The sequence below is a fragment of the Lysobacter sp. N42 genome, from assembly GCF_004344885.1.
Genome location: NZ_SKFB01000004.1, coordinates 114,135 through 132,745 on the forward strand (window position 1 = coordinate 114,135; position 18,611 = coordinate 132,745).

14 protein-coding genes are annotated in these 18,611 nt (G+C 47.5%); 10 read left to right on the forward strand and 4 right to left on the reverse strand.

Annotated features, from left to right (window positions below):
* Nucleotides 1-51 precede the first annotated feature (51 nt).
* Nucleotides 52-1,125, forward strand: a complete 1,074-nt coding sequence (locus tag EYQ95_RS09885) for a serine hydrolase (RefSeq protein WP_111915902.1) — start codon at nt 52-54, stop codon at nt 1,123-1,125.
* 15 nt (nt 1,126-1,140) lie between these two features.
* Nucleotides 1,141-2,184, forward strand: a complete 1,044-nt coding sequence (locus tag EYQ95_RS09890) for an AI-2E family transporter (RefSeq protein ID WP_111915901.1) — start codon at nt 1,141-1,143, stop codon at nt 2,182-2,184.
* Here EYQ95_RS09890 and EYQ95_RS09895 read toward each other — a convergent pair.
* The 3 genes from EYQ95_RS09895 to EYQ95_RS09905 all read right to left on the reverse strand — a co-directional run bounded on the left by EYQ95_RS09895 (nt 2,181) and on the right by EYQ95_RS09905 (nt 6,800).
* Complete coding sequence (locus EYQ95_RS09895; protein ID WP_111915900.1) at nt 2,181-3,224, reverse strand: CNNM domain-containing protein; 1,044 nt, start codon at nt 3,222-3,224, stop codon at nt 2,181-2,183. The genes EYQ95_RS09890 and EYQ95_RS09895 overlap by 4 nt on opposite strands.
* 300 nt (nt 3,225-3,524) lie before the next feature.
* Entirely contained in the window at nt 3,525-5,180 is a 1,656-nt protein-coding gene (locus EYQ95_RS09900) for a sensor histidine kinase (RefSeq protein ID WP_126266351.1), read from the reverse strand.
* 132 nt (nt 5,181-5,312) lie between these two features.
* Nucleotides 5,313-6,800: a S10 family peptidase gene (locus EYQ95_RS09905; protein ID WP_111915898.1), complete on the reverse strand. Its 1,488-nt coding sequence runs from the start codon at nt 6,798-6,800 to the stop codon at nt 5,313-5,315.
* Between the two features lie 335 nt (nt 6,801-7,135).
* Between EYQ95_RS09905 and glnA the strand changes: the two genes are divergently transcribed.
* The 8 genes from glnA to EYQ95_RS09945 all read left to right on the forward strand — a co-directional run bounded on the left by glnA (nt 7,136) and on the right by EYQ95_RS09945 (nt 16,718).
* Nucleotides 7,136-8,545: a glutamate--ammonia ligase gene (gene glnA / locus EYQ95_RS09910; RefSeq protein ID WP_111915897.1), complete on the forward strand. Its 1,410-nt coding sequence runs from the start codon at nt 7,136-7,138 to the stop codon at nt 8,543-8,545.
* A 129-nt stretch (nt 8,546-8,674) separates the two neighbouring features.
* A complete protein-coding gene (glnL, locus tag EYQ95_RS09915; protein WP_111916000.1) occupies nt 8,675-9,772 on the forward strand; it encodes a nitrogen regulation protein NR(II) in 1,098 nt (365 codons plus the stop codon).
* Nucleotides 9,769-11,175 carry a nitrogen regulation protein NR(I) gene (ntrC, locus tag EYQ95_RS09920; protein WP_111915896.1) on the forward strand — a complete coding sequence of 469 codons (1,407 nt, stop codon included), beginning with the start codon at nt 9,769-9,771 and terminating at the stop codon, nt 11,173-11,175. The genes glnL and ntrC overlap by 4 nt, the downstream gene beginning before the upstream one ends.
* A 157-nt stretch (nt 11,176-11,332) precedes the next feature.
* Nucleotides 11,333-12,022, forward strand: a complete 690-nt coding sequence (locus EYQ95_RS09925) for a response regulator transcription factor (RefSeq protein ID WP_111915895.1) — start codon at nt 11,333-11,335, stop codon at nt 12,020-12,022.
* Between the two features lie 78 nt (nt 12,023-12,100).
* Nucleotides 12,101-13,423, forward strand: a complete 1,323-nt coding sequence (locus EYQ95_RS09930; protein WP_165924706.1) for a HAMP domain-containing sensor histidine kinase — start codon at nt 12,101-12,103, stop codon at nt 13,421-13,423.
* 67 nt (nt 13,424-13,490) lie between these two features.
* Entirely contained in the window at nt 13,491-14,546 is a 1,056-nt protein-coding gene (locus EYQ95_RS09935) for an alpha/beta fold hydrolase (protein ID WP_111915893.1), read from the forward strand.
* A 4-nt stretch (nt 14,547-14,550) separates the two neighbouring features.
* The gene (trmL, locus tag EYQ95_RS09940) at nt 14,551-15,030 is read left to right on the forward strand and encodes a tRNA (uridine(34)/cytosine(34)/5-carboxymethylaminomethyluridine(34)-2'-O)-methyltransferase TrmL (RefSeq protein ID WP_111915892.1); all 480 of its coding nucleotides are present in this window, start codon (nt 14,551-14,553) and stop codon (nt 15,028-15,030) included.
* A gap of 35 nt (nt 15,031-15,065) precedes the next feature.
* Nucleotides 15,066-16,718 (forward strand): hypothetical protein, encoded by a 1,653-nt coding sequence (locus EYQ95_RS09945; RefSeq protein WP_126266350.1) that lies wholly within the window; start codon nt 15,066-15,068, stop codon nt 16,716-16,718.
* Nucleotides 16,719-16,739: 21 nt separating this feature from the next.
* Here the strand turns inward: EYQ95_RS09945 and EYQ95_RS09950 are convergent, their stop codons facing one another.
* Nucleotides 16,740-18,530: a DUF4105 domain-containing protein gene (locus EYQ95_RS09950; protein WP_165924707.1), complete on the reverse strand. Its 1,791-nt coding sequence runs from the start codon at nt 18,528-18,530 to the stop codon at nt 16,740-16,742.
* Nucleotides 18,531-18,611: the final 81 nt, after the last annotated feature.

An 18,611-nucleotide genomic window follows, 5' to 3' on the forward strand; every position in this document is an offset into this window, starting at 1 on the left:
GCTGTGTTTGACTACAATCTTGTTACTATACAGTGGTTTATAAGCGCAAGAATGGTGAAAGGAATGCAGCTAGCTAGGTTTTCTCTACTTCTAGGGTTTTGTTTGTTTTTGGCGGGTTGTTCGCTTCAACAGGCGCCGGAACCTCGATATATCAGCCCTGAGGTAGCGGGTTTTGACGATGAAAAGTTACAACAGCTCACTGAAATCGCGGAAGAGGCAGGCAGTTCGTCGATTGTGCTTATGCATGAAGGGCAAATTGTTTATAGCTATGGCGATATTTTCGAGAAGCACACCATTCACTCTATTCGCAAATCGATGCTCAATAGTATTTTCGGCATCTATGTCGAGCGCGGCATGATTGACTTGGATGCTACCATAGACTCACTCGACCTCGATGACATACACGGGCTTTCTGAATTGGAGAAATCCGCAACGGTTCGCCAGTTGCTGCAAGCTCGGTCTGGAATTTATCACCCGTCTGCTGCCACCAGTGCAGGCATGCTCAGAAACATACCCGAACGCAATAGCGTTGAGCCCGGTACTCAATATGTTTACAACAACTGGGACTTTAATGTGGCTGGCGCCATTTTCGAGCAACAAACAGGGCTTAGTATTTACAAAGCTTTCCTTGAAGAAATTGCAAAACCCATCGGTATGCGCCAATACCAAGGTGATTATGTGACTTACCAAGAAGGCGACGAATTGGGTGAATACGAAGCGGACGGCTTCTATATGCACGAACCCGAGCTTTCCAAGTACCCTGATTATCACTTTCGAATGTCGGCTTATGACATGGCGCTTTATGGCCAACTTTATTTGAACGGTGGTATGTGGAATGGTGAGCAAATTATTCCGCAAGGTTGGATTGAAGAGAGTACTACTTCATACTCAGTGACGAATCCCTACATGGATTTTGGCTATGGTTACCTATGGAATGTGATCAACCCGAACGAGGAGAGAGCAACCAAATCGTTCTACCACACAGGTGTTGGCGTGCACATGCTAGCTGTATATCCAGGTAGTGACTTCGTATTTGTGCACCGCGTGCAAACCGAAGAGGGTGTCGAATTCAATCAACAGAACTTATATCGGTTGATCGGCGCAATGTTCTCAGCGAAAGATTAACGAAGGACAACCAGGATGAGAGAAAATCTAGAGCGGCGGTCTTTTATGTTATTGCTTGCGGCCGTCAGCGTGTTATTTATTTGGATACTCGTTCCTTTTTGGTCAGCCATATTTTGGGCTGTGGCGATGGCTGTAATCTTCTTTCCCCTCAAGAACGCTATTCAGAAAAAGCTTGGTGATCGCCCCAATTTAAGTGCAGGCCTTACGTTGTTGGTCGCAGTCGTTATAGTCATTATTCCTATTTTGCTGATTTCCGGGTCTTTTGTAAAAGAAGGAATTCGGCTGTATGAGGCGATCAACGCGGGTGACATCGACCCACAGCAAGTGATAACCCGTATTCGCGAAGCTTTCCCAATTATTCAAACCCTTTTTGAAAAGTTAGATATCGACATGAATAGCTTGCGTGAAAGATTTTCTCAATTCGCAGTAAACTCAAGCCAATTCATTGCTCGAAGCTCGGTCAACTTTGGAACGGGTACGTTCAACTTTATCGTAAACCTAGCGATTATGTTGTACCTGACATTTTTCTTCTTGCGTGACGGCTCGAAGCTTACTGATCTGATGGTTGACGCATTGCCATTTGGCAAAGGCAGAGAAAAAACACTGTTCAATAAATTTGCTGAAGTAACAAGAGCGACTGTGAAAGGCAATATTATCGTTGCTATTGCGCAAGGCGCACTTGGCGGCATTATATTCTGGATTTTAGGAATTCAGGCCGTGATTATCTGGGCAGTCATTATGGCAATCTTGTCCTTAATTCCTGCAGTGGGTGCTGCACTGGTTTGGTTCCCTTTTGCAATTTACTTGTTTGCGATAGGCGACTGGATAAGCGCCAGTATCTTAATTGCTTACGGAGCCATTATTATTGGATTGGCAGACAATGTGCTGCGCCCGATTTTGGTGGGCAGAGATACCAAACTGCCAGACTATGTCGTACTGCTATCTACTTTGGGTGGTATATCACTGATGGGCGTGAATGGCTTCGTGCTTGGGCCACTCATCGCCGCATTATTTTTAGTGTGTTGGCAGATCTTCGCGAAAGACTTACAAAACGACTAAGCGTCTGGCTTGGTCTCGTCAGCGTTGCCATTGCCTCGTTGAAGTCTTTTATTCCAGTTCTGCTTTGCATAGCGGCGTAGGCTTGGAATGGTGTCGGTTTCGTCCATGATGGGCTGCCCTAGAATGGTTTCAATAATATCTTCTAGTGTAACCAGACCAAGCCACGATCCATGTTCGTCGAACACCAGTGCCATGTGTTGCTTTTGCTCTAACAAACGCGTCATCACCTGTTCAATGTCAATGGTTTCCATAACCACTTCCACTTGCCGTGCTAGGTCTTTAATTTCGCAATCACTTTGAGCTTCTAAAGCTTCGTTGCGAAGAATAAAGCCGTGCGGTACTTCGTCTTTGTCGATCACCGGAAAGCGAGAATAGGGCATGGCTTTTACCCGTTGCAAGAAGTCACTCACGGTTTCGTCTGGCTCTACAGCTTGGCAAACTGTGCGTGGTGTCATTACGTCGCGCACACGAATGGTGTGCAAATCAAGAATATTGCTAATTACGCGTCGCTCGTCGGTATCAATTGCTTTTTGTTCATGCCCCAGTGTCGCTAGCGCTTTAATTTCTGAACGCACGTCGATATTTTCTTCACCGCCAATACGCTGAGTTATTTTGTCGGACATCCAGATAAACGGCTTCAAAGACACAATCATGAAGTTGAGAATGCCTGGAAGCAACGGAGCGAGTTGGCGCCAGAATTTTGCGCCAATAGTTTTTGGAACAATTTCCGAAAGCACCAGAATAAGTATGGTCATAATGGCGGAAGCTGCCGCTAAATAACCGTCACCAAATACCACGCCTACTTGCGCGCCTACGCCTGCGGCCCCAGCAGTGTGTGCTACGGTATTCAAGGTCAGAATTGCGGCTAAAGGTCGGTCGATGTTCGACTTTAATACGCCGAGTTTCTTATGTAGGCGAGGTCGCTCTTCCTTCAATTTAGCAACATAGCTTGGTGTTATAGATAAAAGCGCGGCCTCTAGAATAGAGCAGAGAAAAGAAACGCCAATGGCGATAAAAGCAAAAACGATGAGTAAGAACATTTGGGCTTGTTGACCTTTGCTGTTTAGATTTTGTTCGTTCTGGCGACGTTTTGATCGCGAAACGAGCAACGAAGTTTAGTTATTCTAAATAAGGCGCGAGTGACAAAAAGCAAAGCGTCGCCAGACGAACCCGAAGGGCAGCGCTTGGCTGGCCTTTCTACTGCGTTAGAGCTTGCTTCATGTAGAATAACTACACATCAAAAGCTCTGCCTTGTATAAACAACAGCCAAACTGCTGCAAAAGCAACCAGCAAAGGTCAACAAGCCCTAAAACCCTATGGGTTAAAAACGGACGCTAATTTTATCTAAATTCCTTAGTCTGTCTAGTTTTAGGGAAACGAATAATAAATTTGGTGCCCTTTTGCTCGGTGCTTTGCACTTCGATGTTTCCTAGAAGTACAGCATCGACAATGTTGTAAACCACGTGCATGCCTAAACCGCTGCCACCCTGGCCCAGTCGTGTGGTGAAGAAAGGTTCGTAAATACGCACCATAGTTTCTGGTTTCATACCTTCACCAAAGTCTTCAACACAAAGCTCTACCTGGTTACCGTCTACTTCGTTCGCATAAATATCTACACGCCCTTCTGCTCGAGAAGCGTACGCATGTACGAGCGCATTCTGCACTAGGTGAGTGAGTACAGTTGCAAGCTGCCCGGCGAAAACTTCCACATAAAGGCTGGGGTCGACCGTATTGGACACACTGAAGTTTTTCTTTTGGATGTCTGTTTTAAGTGACGTAATAACTTCATCGACCAGGTCTTTTAAAGCCAAATGACTAGGCTTAGTACTGGTTGTTTCAATCGAAACTTCTTTAAAGCTGGTAATTAAGTCGGTGGCACGCTGCGTACTGCTTTTCAGCAAGCTAGCCGTTTCTTCAAGCTTGGTAACGCTTTTCGGTGGTGACTCAAGCTGTTTAAGATCATTCACAACGTCGTCGAGCAAAGACGCTCCCATGTAAGCATTGCTAATAGGGGTTGAAAGCTCATGAGAGATGCCTGCAACCAACTTACCTAGCGAAGCCAACCTTTCTTGCTGAACTAACTTGGCATTTGCAGATTGTAGACCCTCATAAGTTTCCTTGAGCTGCCTCGTGCGCTGTTGCACAGATGTCTCTACGCGGATGTTGTGAAATAAAACTGCGCCGTAAGCAAAAACGGCTAAACATGTAACCGTAATGCCAACAAAAATGATGAATAAACCAAGATTACTTTCTTGCCATAACGGACTATTGTCTGCGTCTAAAGCCCAGCGAAAATTAAGTGTATTTCCACCGAACTCTAAAGACATAAAATGTATAGCTTCTGCTTCTGTAGCTAAAGGCGTGAGCTGTGCGTGGTTAACAAGCGGTTGCTCGGTCGTGAAAATGCTGAGGCTTTTCCCTTGGTCAAGAATGTCGCTCGCGACGCGCATTAAGATGTCGTTAAACGGAATAACTACGATTAAAGCGCCTTCTTGTCCGTTATTCATAACCGACACAGACATGGCAAGGTAACTTTTAGTTTCATACTGAAACAGCGGAGCTACATATAAATTGCTGCCGTTGTTTAAGCTATGTTCAATCGCAAGGTTAATGGGTGTTGGAAGTTCTTGCGTGACAGGCCAAGCGAAGTTTCCAGAAGTTTGCTCAAACTGTTGTAATGCTGCGTTGTACCAGCCTGTGGCCATATTATTTCGAGACTGGGTGAAGGAAAATAAATTGTCATGCGCCGCGCGTAACTCTTCTTCTGTAACTTCCCGCGAGCCTTTGTAAAGCGTAGCGAGGCTAAGTAAAGGTTCACGCTCTAGTTCCATTCGGTAAATAAGCTCGTTGCTCATACGTTCTGCTTCGGCAACAGCTCGGTATTCCCATACTTTGAATTGATTTCGTTCTGCTGCGTAATACACAACCGCAGTCAACAGCAGGCCTGCCAGAAGCATTGCAGCCAAAGCTATTGTATATGCGCGACTTTTTTTCAACAGAGAAACCAAAAAGCGACCCTCTAAAGGTAAAGAACGTAAGAGTCTTTAGTATAGAGAGTCGCTTCTAAAACGCTAATTTTATTTACAAATTATAACAATTCGCAGGTATTCAATGTTAATTAATCTGCCTTAGTCGTTAGCGTAGAATTCCCGCAGATCACGCACCAACTGTTCTAGCGACGGATGATGAATGTACATCATGTGTCCTGATTCATAATATTTCATGGTTACGCGGCTTGGATCTATGCCGTTATTGTTGAAGCTATGTTCGGTTGCGAAGAACGGCGTTGCAGCGTCGAAATAGCCATTGGCAATGAAAATATCAAAGTCGTTGTTACGCTCTTGAGCTGTCGCGAAGTGCGGAGCAAGGTTGTGGTAACCCTGTTGTTGCCCGCGTGGCGTACTCCAGTCCCAACCGCCGAAAACACGACCGCTAAGAATGTTGTACTGCTCTGTACGGTTTACACCTAACGAGTTGCGCAGGTAGTAGTTCATTGCTGCAGTATAAGGACCGTCTATGCCGTAAGCTGAAGGATCTGCTGCAGGGAATTCGCCCGCATTGTCCCATTCTTCACCGATATAGCGACCGTCTAAGCGACCTGCAACTTGACCACGGTCGCGCAGTAGTTCGCGGAAGAAGCGGTGCGGTTCGACACGAAGGTTCGCATTGCTAATAAACGACTTGTCTAAACCTGTGAAATAGTGAAGACGGTCGATAATGCGCTGCTCTTCTTGTTCACTTAAGCGTGCGCCTTGGAAAAGTGCAGTGTGCAATTCGGTTGCAGCAAAATCACGTGCTTCGTCTAAGAACGCTTCTAGGTTTTCATGTTGATTGGGTAATGCATTGTGATACCAAGCAATAGCGGCATAAGTTGGCAAGTAAGTTACATACGGTAAGTCGTTGCCTGGGTCGGTGCGTGCTGTACCGAAGTCTACGATTGAAGAGATCAGTTGCACGCCATTAATCGGCATAGTGCCCCAACCTTGCTGAATTTCAGCAAGTAGCGCACCTACGCGCGCTGTACCGTAACTTTCACCCGCTAAGTATTTTGGTGCATTCCACTTGTTGTGTTCAGTGGTGAATAAACGAATGAACTCAGCTAAAACTGCAGCGTCTTTTTGCACGCCCCAAAAGTCAGAACCTTTACCTTCACCCAAAGCACGAGAAAAGCCGGTGCCTACTGGGTCGATAAACACTAAATCAGTAATGTCGAGCAAGCTGTCTGGATTGTCGGTAAGTTCGTAAGGTGCAGCGCCTGGGTTCTCGGCGTCGCTAGGTAGAACTATTTTTTGTGGGCCATATAAACCTAAGTGCAGCCATACTGAAGAAGAGCCTGGGCCGCCATTGAAAACGAAAGTAATGGGGCGCCGCGTTGCATTGTCTACGTCTGTTCTGAAATACGCAGTTGAAAAGATAGCCGCAACAGGTTCACCGTCGTCATTTTTAATCACGGTGTCGCCAGCAATCGCACGGTAGCGGATGTTGTCGCCATTAATGCGAGCCCGATGTTCGGTTACGCTTGGTTCGGGTACTAAAGCGTGGTCGTCTGCAAACGTTGCGCTCGCAGGCACCATAAAAACGAGTAATGTGAGTAGCACACTTAATTGAGCTCTCATAACCTTAAACTCCTCAGTATTGTAATAAAGTGCATATAACCTAGCATTATTTCCTCAAAAGACTAGTTGATCGCCGACAAGGCGTATAAAAAACACGATTGAGAGGACTTATTGAAACTGCGCACCACTTTGGCGCGTTGCGTCGCACCAATATTGTGCATTTAGCTATGTAAATCCTTGCTGGAAATTTGCTTTGAAACGTTAATAACTGATTTATAGAGGTTTTTCAGTTGTGGCACAACGGTTGCAAATTCAGGGCAAAAGCGCCAAAGCTGTGCCATACTGAATCTGCACTTTTGGCGTTTGACCCTTTAAACACTAACTGGAGGTTATCCATGTCTATCGAAGCCGTGCTGGAGTTAATTGAAGAAGAAGAGGTTCGCTTTGTCGACCTGCGTTTTACCGACACAAAAGGTAAAGAGCAGCACGTTACTATTCCTGTTTCTCAAATTGACGAAGAGTTTTTCGAAGAAGGCAAAATGTTCGACGGCTCGTCAATTTCTGGTTGGAAAGGCATCAACGAGTCTGACATGGTGCTATTGCCAGACCCAACAACTGCGGTAATCGACCCGTTCTCTGAGTCAACTACGCTTATCGTTCGTTGCTCAATTCTAGAGCCAGACACGCGTCAAGGTTACGACCGTGACCCACGCTCTATCGCAAAACGCGCAGAAGAATATCTTAAGTCTACAGGGGTAGCTGACACAGCATTGTTTGGTCCAGAGCCAGAGTTTTTCTTGTTCGACGACGTTCGTTTCCACACCGACATGAGCGGTTCGTTCTACAAAATCGATTCAGAAGAAGCGAAGTGGAACTCAGGTGCAGACTATGCAGAAGGTAACCTTGCGCACCGTCCAGGTGTTAAAGGCGGTTACTTCCCAGTGCCACCGGTAGACTCTGCTCACGATATTCGTAGCGTGATGTCTGAAACTATGGAAGACATGGGTCTTGTAGTTGAAGCGCACCACCACGAAGTAGCAACAGCAGGTCAAAACGAAGTGGCAACTCGCTTCAACACTTTGACCAACAAAGCTGACGAAATGCAGGTATTTAAGTATGTGGTACACAACGTAGCGCACGCTTACAACAAAACAGCGACCTTCATGCCAAAACCAGTTGTAGGTGACAACGGTTCAGGTATGCACGTTCACATGTCTCTAGCGAAAGACGGTAAAAACCTATTTGCTGGCGACAAGTACGGCGGGTTGTCTGAAACTGCACTTTATTACATCGGCGGTATTATTAAGCACGCGCGTGCATTGAACGCATTCACTAACCCAGCAACCAACTCATACAAGCGTTTGGTTCCTGGCTTCGAAGCACCAGTAATGCTTGCGTACTCAGCGCGTAACCGTTCAGCGTCTATTCGTATTCCTTTAGTAGGTAACCCGAAAGGTCGTCGTATTGAAGCTCGCTTCCCTGATCCAGTAGCGAACCCTTACTTAGCGTTCACTGCGTTAATGATGGCGGGTCTAGACGGTATCCAGAATAAAATTCACCCTGGTGATGCAATGGATAAAGACCTTTACGACCTTCCACCAGAAGAAGCTAAAGATATTCCAACAGTTGCGTCTTCATTGGAAATGGCGCTAGACAGCCTAGACAAAGGACGCGAGTTCTTGACTAAAGGCGGCGTAATGACCGACGACATGATCGACGCTTACATCGACCTTAAACGTCAAGAAGTTGAAACGTTGAACAAGACTACTCACCCAGTTGAGTTCGACATGTATTACAGCTGCTAAGTTGTTTTACTGGAGCGCGGCCTTGTCGCTGAACAAGGCGCGCTCATCTTGCACTTTTCTAAGAAATGCACCAAAATGGTGCATTCTTTTTCTCAGCCGAACCTTTTCGAAGAACCTCGGAGTGTAAGCATGGCCACGCAATCTGATTTTGCCGAATTATTCGAACAGCTGACCACAGCTGTTGTGGTGCTTGATCAACGCTTACACATTACCTACGCCAATGGTCGTGCAGAATCTATATTTGCCGGTAGTGGCAGGCGTTTGCTTGGCGCACCGTTTGAAAGTGTTTTTCGCTTCACTAGTTTAAGCCCCGGTTTATTGCAACAGGTATTAAGCGAGCAGCAAAGCCTTACCGACAGCGACGTAGCCATTGTGCTGCACGACGGCAAGAAAATGACCATAGAACTGAGTGCCAGCCCTGTTTCGTTCGAGGGTGTGGAAGGCTTGGTTTTAGAAATGCGCCAGGTCGATCTTATTCGTCGGTTGAACCAAGAAGAGTTACAACGCCACCAGCAAGCCGCAGCGCAACAGTTGGTGCGCGGTTTAGCACATGAAATTAAGAATCCTTTGGGGGGTATTCGCGGTGCGGCTCAGTTGCTCAATGCTGAATTGCAAAATGCGGAGTTAGAAGAATACACGCAAATGATTATGAGCCAGTCGGATCGTTTGCGAAACTTAGTCGACCGTTTATTGGGGCCAAATCAGCTCGGTAAGCGAGAGTCAGTGAATGCCCATGCTGTCATTGGTAGTGCGCTTAATGTCTTAAAAGTGAATTTACCTTCCGGCATTGAGCTTTACGAAGACTACGACCCGAGCCTACCAGAACTTATTTTATGTGCCGACCAAATGGAGCAGGTGTTATTAAACTTACTCAATAACGCGGTTGAGGCTTTAGGTGAAAGTGGTCGTTTAACGGTGAAAACACGCGTTAGCCATAAAGAAACCATTTACGGTAAGCAGTACCGCCAAGTTGCACTTATTTCTGTTATCGATAACGGCAAAGGGGTTTCTGAAGAACTAAAAGACACCTTGTTTTACCCACTGGTGACCGGTAGAGAGGGTGGCACAGGCTTGGGTCTTTCTATCGCGCAAACCTTAGTGCACCAGCACGAAGGAAAAATAGAACTCACTAGCCAACCCGGTGAAACACAATTCACTATATTCCTACCCTACACCGACGCCATGCGCGCTGCCCAAGAAGCTGCTGAACAAGGAGTGTCTGCATGAGTACAAGTACATTAGCGTGGGTGCTCGACGACGACGACTCTATTCGTTGGGTAATGGAAAGAACATTTAAGAACGCAGGTTGGAATGTTCGGTTGTTTGGTTTACCCGAAGAGTTGCTCAAAGCTATGGAAGTTGAAGAACCTCCGTCGGTATTAATTACCGACGTACGCATGCCCGGTATGAATGGCATGGACGTTCTCGCCCATGTGCAAGCGCAATGGCCACAGGTTCCCGTGGTAGTGATGACAGCTCACTCTGACCTAGATAGTGCTGTAAATGCCTTTAAAGGCGGTGCATTCGAGTATTTGCCGAAGCCATTTGATTTAGACGATGTTATAGCGGTGGCGGAACGCGCAGTGAGCCGCAACGCAAAGCAAAATAAAAAGAAAGCACCGAAGGTAGACAATGAAAGTCTGATTATTGGTGAAGCGCCGGCAATGCAGGAAGTCTTCCGCGCTATCGGCAGGCTTTCACGTTCACATGTCAGTGTTTTACTTACCGGCCCTTCGGGAACGGGTAAGGAGTTGGTGGCAAAAGCGTTGCACGAGCATAGTGACCGCGCCGAGCGTAATTTTGTGGCATTGAATATGGCGGCCATTCCAGAAGACTTAATTGAGTCGGAATTGTTTGGCCATGAAAAAGGCGCGTTTACGGGCGCAGTGCAAAAACGTGATGGTCGCTTTAAGCAGGCCGACGGTGGCACATTATTTCTAGACGAAATCGGCGACATGCCACTTGGCGTGCAAACTCGATTGCTACGGGTATTGGCAGAAGGTCAATTTTACCCCGTAGGTAGCCATGAGCTTACTCGGGTAAATGTGCGCGTTATTGCCGCTACACACATCGATTTAGCGAAAGCGGTAGAAGAAGGTAAGTTCCGCGAAGACTTGTATCATCGCCTAAACGTAATTCATGTTCGCTTGCCTACTTTGGCAGAGCGCCGAGAAGACATTCCTTTATTGGTAGAGCACTTTCTAGGTTTGGCAGCACAAGAATTACAAACCGGTGTGAAGTCGGTTTCTGCGGAAGCTATGAAAAAGCTACAAGCTGCGCCTTGGCCGGGGAACGTGCGGCAACTCGAAAATACCTGTCGTTGGATTACGGTTATGGCGAGTGGCGACAGAGTGGACGTAGACGAACTACCACCAGAAATTAATGGTAATGGTGAGGGCTTCCAGTCTGCGTCTGAATTGCATCAAGATTGGTGGTTGGGTTTTCGCAATGCCCTTAAAAAGACCTTCCAAGCTGACGACACCGAAGGCTTTACGCAATTGATGGGCAATATTGAACAAATTGCCATTGAGGAAGCGCTTCATTCTACCGGTGGTCATAAGCAAAAAGCCGCAGAGCGCTTAGGCTGGGGTAGAAATACACTGACGCGGAAACTTAAGCGCGAAAGTTAAAGAAAACGTAAATATGTCTGTAAAGACTCTTAATTCCCCTCTTTATCTTTACAATGTTATCTTTACAAAAGGCAGGCTAAACTCAATAAAAACGGGCTTTTGCTAAATCTAGTGCCGTTTTTAAAGGGCTTAGCACAGTGTAAAGAGGTAACAGAGTATGACTTCTATTTTACTGATCGACGACGACATTGAATTGTGTGAAATGCTTACGCAAGTGCTAACGCGTGAGGGTTGGAAGATTACCACCGCCAACGACGGCAGAGCGGGGTTAGAGAGAGCAACAAGCCAGCCGTGGGACATCGTTCTACTCGACATCATGTTACCTCATATCGACGGCTTACAAGTGTTGAAGCAGCTACGCCAAAGTGACGTGGATTACCCTGTACTCATGCTTACTGCGCGTGGCGACGACGTAGACCGTGTAGTCGGCTTAGAGCTCGGCGCCGACGACTACCTACCCAAACCTTTTTACCCGCGAGAGCTAGTCGCCCGTATTCGCGCTTTATTGCGCCGCCAGCAACGAAACAACAGCAAGAGTGACGATACTGAAGTTCAGTCATTACGCTTTGCAGGCTTTAAAATTGATACCAAGGAATGCACCGCTTCCTGCGACAATCATGATCTTGTGTTAACACCAACAGAGTTTGAAGTGTTGCGACAGCTTATGACGCACCATGGTCAGTTGGTCACGAAAGAGAGCTTGTCGATGCATGTGCTAGGCCGTCAGCTAGGCCCTTACGACAGATCGCTCGACGTGCATGTGAGCAATATTCGTAAAAAACTACCGCAGGCTCCAGAGCGCATAGAGACTGTTCGAGGCCGCGGTTATCGTATGGTAGAGTGCTAGTTCTACATTGAATAGGGCGAGTAAATGAAGGCTTTAAGAACTCGATGGTATCAGTCGCTTACCCTTCGTTTGCTCGGCTTGTTCTGGTTTCTTCTGTTAGCTGCTGCCAGTATTTCCTTGTATGCAGCGTTTAGCGTTACACGCCCCCCTTCGTTAGCGCAGGTGTCGGAAGACTTCGAGCGCAGCTTAACACCCATATTTAATACCGCCGCACCTGCCGACCCAGCATTTCAGTCGGGCAGGTTGCTGGTGGGCGAATACCGAATTGTGGCGCGTCAGGAATTGGACGAAAACGGTGTACCAAGTCGTGCTGAATATGCTCCGGGTCTGCATCAAACCGTGATTATGCAAGCCGAACGCTTACTGCAATTGAATGAAGCGCAGCAAATAGCGGTGGGAAACAGGTTACTCGCTGGGCCTTTTACACTAGGGCCGGTGAATTTAGTGATCAGCAGGCCGCTCACCCAAGAAGAAAGCTTAGCGTTAGACTCGCAAGAGCAGCAAGATTGGCTTCCACGACTACTAGTACTCGCGTCGGTGATTACTGGAATAGGCGCACTGGTGTTGGGTATTTGGTTTGTGCGCCCATTGATTATTCTAAGAAACGCCACGCGCGAAATTGCAGCAGGGCAAGCCTACCCAAATTTACGCAAATTGCCGAAGCGAAGAGACGAACTAGGCGAGCTGGCGCGAGCGATGAAACGCACGGCAGAGGAGCTTGCTGTTTCTCGTGACGCCCAAAGACGCTTATTAAGTGACGTTTCTCACGAGCTACGCTCTCCTTTAACTCGCTCTCAAATCGCCCTCGACTTACTGCAAGAAGAATTAACGGGTGACAATGTTCATGTAAACCAGTTGAACAAAGACGTACAGCGTTTAGGACATATTATCGAGAGTATTTTATGGCTGTCGCGCCTAGAAAATGGGTTAGACGAGCCTATCACCGAGCCGTTCTCGCTGAATACTTTGCTAGGCGACATTCAAGCCGACTTAAGCTACGGCAAAGACGACTGGCGTGAAAGACTGCACGTTAAGATGGCGCAAGAGGAAATCACCCTAGAAACAGACGCCCTATTGGTGCGCTTGGTGGTGGAGAACTTAATTCGCAATGCATTTCAGTATGGTGGTGAACAAAGCCCAGTAGAGGTTTATGTACAGCTCATAGGTTCTGAATGCGCAATTACTGTGCGTGACCATGGAGCAGGTGTTGCAGAGGAAAAATTAGAAGAGTTGTTTCAGCCGTTCTTTCGGGCCGACCCGTCGCGGCATCATGGTGCCGGTGTGGGGTTAGGTTTGGCACTTTGCCAGCGTGCTAGCCGTGTGTTGCAGGGTGAATTACATGCAGAAAATCATCCCGAGGGTGGGTTTGCGGTGACACTTTCGATACCATGTAGTGTTTAGCAGATTAATGTAAGAAAGAAAAATAAGAAACAGTGCGCACACCGACTCACAAGAATAGAGACACAGCATGGACAAGGCAGCTCTTCAACAACAACTGAATGCATGGTTAGAGGCTCGCCCCGCAGACACAGATTCAGCGTGGCTAGACTGGGCAAAAACAGATTTAGCTGCGTTTTGGCAGCGCACCGAACATTTAGAATTTAACGGCAAGCACGACAAACGCATTGCGTACGGTGTTTGGCCGCAGTTAGAACCTTCTCCTTGGGTAGTTATTTCGCCCGGTCGTATCGAGTCTTACATTAAATACCAAGAAGTGGCTTTAGAGTGGGCCGCAACGGGTTATTCTGTGGCGCTTATCGACCACAGAGGCCAAGGATTTAGCGAACGCTTAACCGACCACCATGAACATGGGCACGTTGACCACTTTATTGATTATGTAGACGACTTCACAACCTGGATGAGCGAGCTAGAGCCGCGTATTCAAGGACAGCCTTGCTATTTAGTCGCGCATTCCATGGGCGGTGCCATTGCTAGTTTATATATGGCGCAATATGGTCGCGCAAAAGTCCCGTTTCAGTTCAAAGCTGCAATATTAAGTGCACCCATGATGGGTATTAACACCAAGCCATGGCCTGAAAGCTTAGGCAAGGCAATAGTGCGGTTTGGGGCGAAAGTGAAACGCTCGGTTGCACCTAATTCGGCGCACTACTTCATAGGCATGAAAGACTACGACCCATTACCTTTTGCCAAGAACGACTTAACTCACAGTGCGAATAGGTATAGCTGGCTTACGGGTATGTACAAAGAGCATCCGCGCATTCGCTTAGGCGGCCCTACGTGGCAATGGTTAACCGAGTCATTAAATGCCATGGACATTTTGCCCCGCATGGCACGCAAAATATCTACGCCCATTTTATTGATGCAAGGTAGCGACGATGTAGTGGTGATGCCTGAAGCACAGGACAGATTCATTGCAAACTGCGATAATGAACACACACGCTTGGTGAAAATAGACGGTGCCCGTCATGAAATTCTGATGGAAACCGACGACGTTCGTAATCGTGCAATGTCAGAAGTTACCGCATTTTTAGAGTCGTTACCTACGGCTTTGGCAGAGGAATAAGTTAGTGTCGCAAGCCCAGTCTCCCCTACATATTGTGTTGTTTGAACCGGAAATTCCGCCAAACACAGGGAATATTATTCGTTTATGTGCCAATTCCGGCATGCAACTACACTTAATTGAACCCTTGGGCTTTGATATCGACGAAAAGAAAGTACGTCGAGCAGGCATGGACTACAAAGAGCTGGCGCAAGTGAAGTTTCATAAGAACTTCGACGCCTTTTTAGAAAGTGTTCAACCCAAGCGCTGGTTTGCATGCACTACCAAGGGCTCGGTGGCTCATTCTAAGGTTCAATATGAAGAGGGTGATGCGTTAGTATTTGGACCTGAAAGTCGAGGCTTACCCGACAGCGTATTGAACCAAGCAAAAGACGGTTTTCGTATCCGTATTCCCATGCTGCCACATAGCCGCAGCCTGAACCTTTCTAATGCGGTTGCGGTCATAACTTATGAAGCGTGGCGACAACTCGACTATATTGGAAGCTAATGTCAGAACTTAACTTTAAAACCCGGAGAAATAAAATGAAGTACTCCTTATTGAGCTGGATAGGCGCAATGCTTGCTGTTGTGGTAAGTGCTAGTGCGCAGGCGCAAGACACTCCGCGGCTTTATAATTTGTATATGCTAGGTAGCGAATTAGAAATTTGCTCGAGCATGAAACAAGAGTGGTGCGAAAACACAAGTTGGATTCAAGCCAATGAAATGCGCACCGCTCGTTTGTTTGACCTGAGTGACGTTCGCCGCCGGTCAGCAACCAACCAAGCCATTTGGCCAGATAACAGAGAAGACATACGTAACGCGGTAAGTGAAGCCCTGGCACAAATGTCTGAGCACTTTGGCCGTGGCATTGTGCCCGAACCTCGTTTTGTAGAGCGCTTTCGCTCGCGCGCGCACTTAGACTTATTAATGCAACTTACCGACGCCGAATATAACCGCATTCTAGACACGCTCGAGTTACGCCGGTTAGAAGGTTTGAACGAAGTTGCGAATATTGAACAGTCTTCGCCAGTTACCCAAGAGTTTATTACCGACATCGTAAACATGATGCGTCCGATTAGCGGCGGCAGCCAACCAAGATTAACCTTGGTCACTGCAGCGGCTCGAAATAGCTTTGCACAAGTTCAACGCTATACCAGTGCGTTTGAGCAAGCAGGAGCAATTGTGCAATGGCTACCGTTAGACTCGGTAGTCACCAAAGCACAAATGATGAATGCCTGTGACGAATTAGAAGATTTCCGCAGAACAGACCTAGATACCTACGACCGTGACAGAGTGAGCCCGCAATTTCATGCCCAACAAGTGGCCTATTGCGAAGCAGATAATGCATGGCGAGACGTATTAGCAACAACCCATGGCGTGTTTTTCCTAGACGGTCGAGCACAGCGTTTACGCGACGCCATGGTGCAAAATAATGACCCAGTTGGTTTTTTAGGTGGCGTGCTTGAACGTTTCCGTGAAGGCAGCCTCATTGTGTTCTCGGAAGGTGAAGCGTCTAACGCTATGGTGCAAAGTAACATGCTTTCTAACGGCACAAGCCGAGAAGCCATGCGCCGCAGAGCGCAGTCGCGTGCAGCACCACCTTTAAATTGCGACCTAGACAATAGCTGCCCACGCAACTTAGGTACGAACACCGTAACTTATGATCCACTAGGTGGCTTAGGTATCTTCCCGTTTGGAACCGTAGACAGTGAGTTTGCCCAGCGAGGTCGTCAAGTTCGGTTAATGAAGCTAGCACAGCAGGCTGCTATTCCACTGAGCTTCGGTATCGACCGCAACACAGGTTTGCAGGTAAATACCGCGCAAAGTTACTTTCGTGTGCAAGGCAATGAGGGTGTAACTATTTTCGAGGGCGTACAAGGAAATAGGCAATTCACTGCAGCCACATTCCATTACTTACAAAACGGTGCAACGGGTCGACTTACCAGTACCAGCGTGAACGATATTGTTATGCTAGAGCAGCCAACAACAGCACCACGCAATGTCACCAACCGTTTTTTAGACAACACTGGTGTTTATGCGTCTATGACTACGCTATGCCAAAACGGAGTAGCGCAGTTGGTGGAAGACATTGGCCAGTTGATTATGCAAGTGAGCGACGACAGCCAAACACAGTCTAGCCGAGGCCGCTGCCAAGTGGTAAACGGTACTATGGGTGTGGCGCTTAACGACGACTAGGTTCGTTTAGAATAGCCACGCTTAAAAGTAATAGCTAAAGGCCAGGCCCAGTTCCTGGCCTTTTTGTTGCTCGCCGTTACTTAAGCGGTAGCGGTCGGCACGAACATAGAAGCGTGCGTCAAACGCACTGTCTATTTGCAATAAATGCTCTACGTTAAGTTGGCTTATTCTGCCCGCTTCCCCAGCAAATCCTTCGCGCGCGGTGAGTTCAATATGCGTACGCTGAATATTGGAATGGTCTAACAGCATGCCTAATGTGGCGGTTACGGCTACCGGACCTTTTTGAAAGCCGGTAGTACTTAGCTGCACACCTGCCATGGCGTAAGGTACTGCGTGTCCGAACCTATCCGACCAACCTGTTTTCAAGTCGAGATTGAAGTTTAAACAGTCGGTACAACTTAAATGCGTGTTGCTGATGTTTGCCGCAACTTGCCAGGCACGCGATCGCATTTCAGGTAACGGGGTACGCTGCACGTAAAGGTTCGTAACGTCGAACAACTGTAGGCGATTCAACGATATGTTGTTGTCGGTAATGTCGATGTCTGTGCGCAATACTTCCAAGCTGGCGTAAGGCATACGCGCAGCAGAACTTTGCAGTAAGTCGTAGTGTAGCGGCCTGAAACTTAGCCTGCCGACTGTACCTATTTCGCTATTATCCAAGAATGCCATGCGCCACATGCTCGAAGGTACTGCCGTTTCAATCGGTGGTGGCGGCAAAGGACGAGAAACTTGCGAATTTGCAGGAAGTTGTAGCCGTTTGACTAGCGCTTGCTGGCGCAATTGGGGTATCGGCAATTCCGTGTCTGTTTCTTCTAGCGTGAGCAAGTGGCTGAGTATTACATCAATAACTGCCCCTTGTTCATTTGTATTAAGCTCCGCAAACGCCGTGTTTTGGAAGTTTAACAAGTTTGGGTTTTGCCATGTGCTTTCAAGTGCAAATTGCTGATCACTGGTCAGTTGATGAAAAAGGTGTTCGGTAATGAGTCTTCGAGAAGGTTTGTGCTCACGCTCTGCAATTAACGGCTCGCCCTCGTACTCCGCTTGGCTTAAGTTACGCATTACGGTTTCAGGGGCAACCCAAGGCATGTTTGACTGAGCAAGGTCGTCGTTGATCACCAACTCAAGGGTTCTTGCTATGCGCGAAGCGCAGTTTTCAGACAAAAATAAGTAATCAAAGTTTTGCCCCAGGACTTCCCACATGTGAAGAATTAAAAACTCGCGGTCTTCATCGTTCAGGTTCAGTTTGTATTGCCATAAATCGCGCATTTCCGATTCGGAATAAATGGCTGAGTTATGGAAGAACAGTGCTTGTGAATAACGAGCCTGATAGCCGCCAAATAAGCCTTTCAGAATATAAGGAACGATTCCGTCGTCGCCAGTGTCTGCGCCAAAGTTCATGCTGGTGTCGAGTAGCGTTACCGGGGTGTCGTTTGAACTAGGTTCGCCAAGGTGAATAAGCATGTGGCCAAAAAACGAAGCCGGGTTTCCTAAATAACCTGACGCAAACATTACTCCTACGGATTGGTCTTGGTGTTTGCCTAACCACTCGTCGCGTTCTGGGCAATTAGCGTCGGTAGGCTGCACTAGGTTTTGCTGCGCTAAAAACTGGGCGCGCGCAGGGAATTTACATACCGCATGGCCTTCGCCTGCAATTTGTGGTGCTTCAAGCGCTGCTAGCGTAGCTCTTAGTTCTGCATAAGGGTTCTGCCTACCTTGCTCGCTTAAGAAAAAGCGCTGGTCGTTTACAGCGCTTAAAGCTCCGGGTTCGTCTACGTGCAGCAGTTTCAGCCAGGTACGCGACTGCGCAATCACTGCGTAAGGGTCGTCGCTAGCATAGGCAGGAACAGACACAAGTATGGGGAATAATATTAAAGAGAGAACAAGCCTGCGCAC

Coding starts and splice junctions, on each gene's coding strand:
- ntrC (WP_111915896.1), top strand. CDS start 9,769: ATGAGTACAAGTACATTAGCGTGGGTGCTCGACGACGACGACTCTATT.
- EYQ95_RS09895 (WP_111915900.1), bottom strand. CDS start 3,224: ATGTTCTTACTCATCGTTTTTGCTTTTATCGCCATTGGCGTTTCTTTT.
- EYQ95_RS09885 (WP_111915902.1), top strand. CDS start 52: ATGGTGAAAGGAATGCAGCTAGCTAGGTTTTCTCTACTTCTAGGGTTT.
- EYQ95_RS09905 (WP_111915898.1), bottom strand. CDS start 6,800: ATGAGAGCTCAATTAAGTGTGCTACTCACATTACTCGTTTTTATGGTG.
- EYQ95_RS09890 (WP_111915901.1), top strand. CDS start 1,141: ATGAGAGAAAATCTAGAGCGGCGGTCTTTTATGTTATTGCTTGCGGCC.
- glnA (WP_111915897.1), top strand. CDS start 7,136: ATGTCTATCGAAGCCGTGCTGGAGTTAATTGAAGAAGAAGAGGTTCGC.
- EYQ95_RS09925 (WP_111915895.1), top strand. CDS start 11,333: ATGACTTCTATTTTACTGATCGACGACGACATTGAATTGTGTGAAATG.
- EYQ95_RS09945 (WP_126266350.1), top strand. CDS start 15,066: ATGAAGTACTCCTTATTGAGCTGGATAGGCGCAATGCTTGCTGTTGTG.
- glnL (WP_111916000.1), top strand. CDS start 8,675: ATGGCCACGCAATCTGATTTTGCCGAATTATTCGAACAGCTGACCACA.
- EYQ95_RS09935 (WP_111915893.1), top strand. CDS start 13,491: ATGGACAAGGCAGCTCTTCAACAACAACTGAATGCATGGTTAGAGGCT.